Source organism: Pseudomonas sp. SIMBA_068 (assembly GCF_046534705.1).
Taxonomy (GTDB): Bacteria; Pseudomonadota; Gammaproteobacteria; order Pseudomonadales; family Pseudomonadaceae; genus Aquipseudomonas; species Aquipseudomonas putida.
Window position 1 is genome coordinate 1 of the sequence record NZ_JAWRYI010000031.1, and the last position, 1,763, is coordinate 1,763.

The 1,763-nt window shown below is 60.3% G+C and carries 1 protein-coding gene; it reads right to left on the reverse strand.

Going from position 1 to position 1,763, the window contains the following annotated elements; translation table 11 throughout:
• A partial coding sequence (locus tag SB756_RS27980; protein WP_410912731.1) for an immunoglobulin-like domain-containing protein occupies positions 1–1,763 on the reverse strand: 1,763 nt, incomplete at both ends.

Sequence of the window (1,763 nt, forward strand, 5' to 3'; positions counted from 1 at the left end):
GCAGCGTGCTCGTACGGCGCGCTGGTTTCGCCGGCCTTGATGGTGACCTGAGCGTTGTTGCTCAGGGTCACGACCAGATCGTGGTCCAGCGGCTGGTTCACATGCACGGTGAAGGTCGGTTTGACGTTCTCGGCCACCGAAGTCTGGTCGGCCGTGATGGTGACTTTGACCAGGTCGCCTTCGTTGCCCGGAGTGCCTGGCTCGTCAGTAACGGTGGTGCTGACCGGGGTTTTGTCCAGGGTCAGTTGCTCGAACTTGCCGACGTCAGCGCCCGCAACGGTCGCAATGGAGTTGACCACTGCAGGGTTGCTGCCGACATAGACGTTGTCCGGAGCAGTCACGGTGATCGAACCGCTGGTGCCATTGGCCGGTACGGTGATGACGGTCTTGCCGTCGCTCAGCGTGAAGGTCAGCGCGCCGTGGTTGTTGATCGGCAGACCGTCTTTGTTGGTCAGCGTGATGGTGTAGGTGATCTCGCCGCCTTCGGTGACCGAAGGGGTCGCGGTCAGCTTGGCCACGACTTCGTCGGTGGTGTCGGTGACATCCACTTTCGCAGCGCCACCCAACTCCAGGTTTTCGAAAGTCGCACCGGTGGCGTCCACAGCCGATTTGATGCCAACGCTGATTTCACCGGCGTCGTTGTAGACGTCGTCGCCCTGCGCATCGTGGGTATACGGCGCGCTGGTGTCACCGGCTTTGATGGTGACCTGAGCGTTGTTGCTCAGGGTCACGACCAGGTCGTGGTCCAGCGGCTGGTTGATGTGCACGGTGAACGTCGGTTTGACGTTTTCCGCTACCGAAGTCTGGTCGGCCGTGATGGTGACTTTGACCAGATCGCCTTCGTTGTTGCCACCTGGGTTGCCCGGGGTACCTGGCTCATCGGTAACGGTGGTGCTGACTGGAGTCTTGTCGAGGGTCAGTTGCTCGAACTTGCCGACATCCGCGCCCGCAACGGTCGCAATGGAGTTGACCACTGCAGGGTTGCTGCCGACGTAGACGTTATCCGGAGCAGTCACGCTGATCGAACCGCTGGTGCCATTGGCCGGTACGGTGATGACGGTCTTGCCGTCGCTCAGCGTGAAGGTCAAGGCACCGTGGTTGTTGATCGGCAGACCATCTTTGTTGGTCAGGGTGATGGTGTAGGTGATCTCACCGCCTTCGGTGACCGAAGGTGTTGCGGTCAGCTTGGCCACGACTTCGTCGGTGGTGTCGGTGACATCCACTTTCGCAGCGCCGCCCAACTCCAGGTTCTCGAAGGTCGCACCGGTAGCGTCTACCGCCGACTTGATGCCAACGCTGATCTCACCGGCATCGTTGTAAACGTCGTCGCCTTGCGCATCGTGGGTGTACGGCACGCTGGTCTCACCGGCCTTGATGGTGACCTGAGCATTGTTGCTCAGGGTCACGACCAGATCGTGGTCCAGCGGCTGGTTGACGTGCACAGTGAACGTTGGTTTGACGTTTTCCGCCACCGAGGTCTGGTCAGCGGTGATGGTGACCTTGACGATATCGCCTTCGTTGCCTGGGGTACCTGGCTCGTCAGTAACCTGGGTGCTGACAGGGGTCTTGTCCAGGTTCAGGTTTTCAAACTTCCACGCGTCCGCGCCGCTGACGGCGTCGATAGCGTTAACTACCGGCTGGTTAGTCCCGACATAGACGTTATCCGGCGCAGTTGCAGTGGCCGAGCCGGTGGTGCTGTTGGCAGCCACAACAACCGTCGTGCCATCGGTCAGCTTGAAGTACAGCTCCGAATGGTTGTTGAT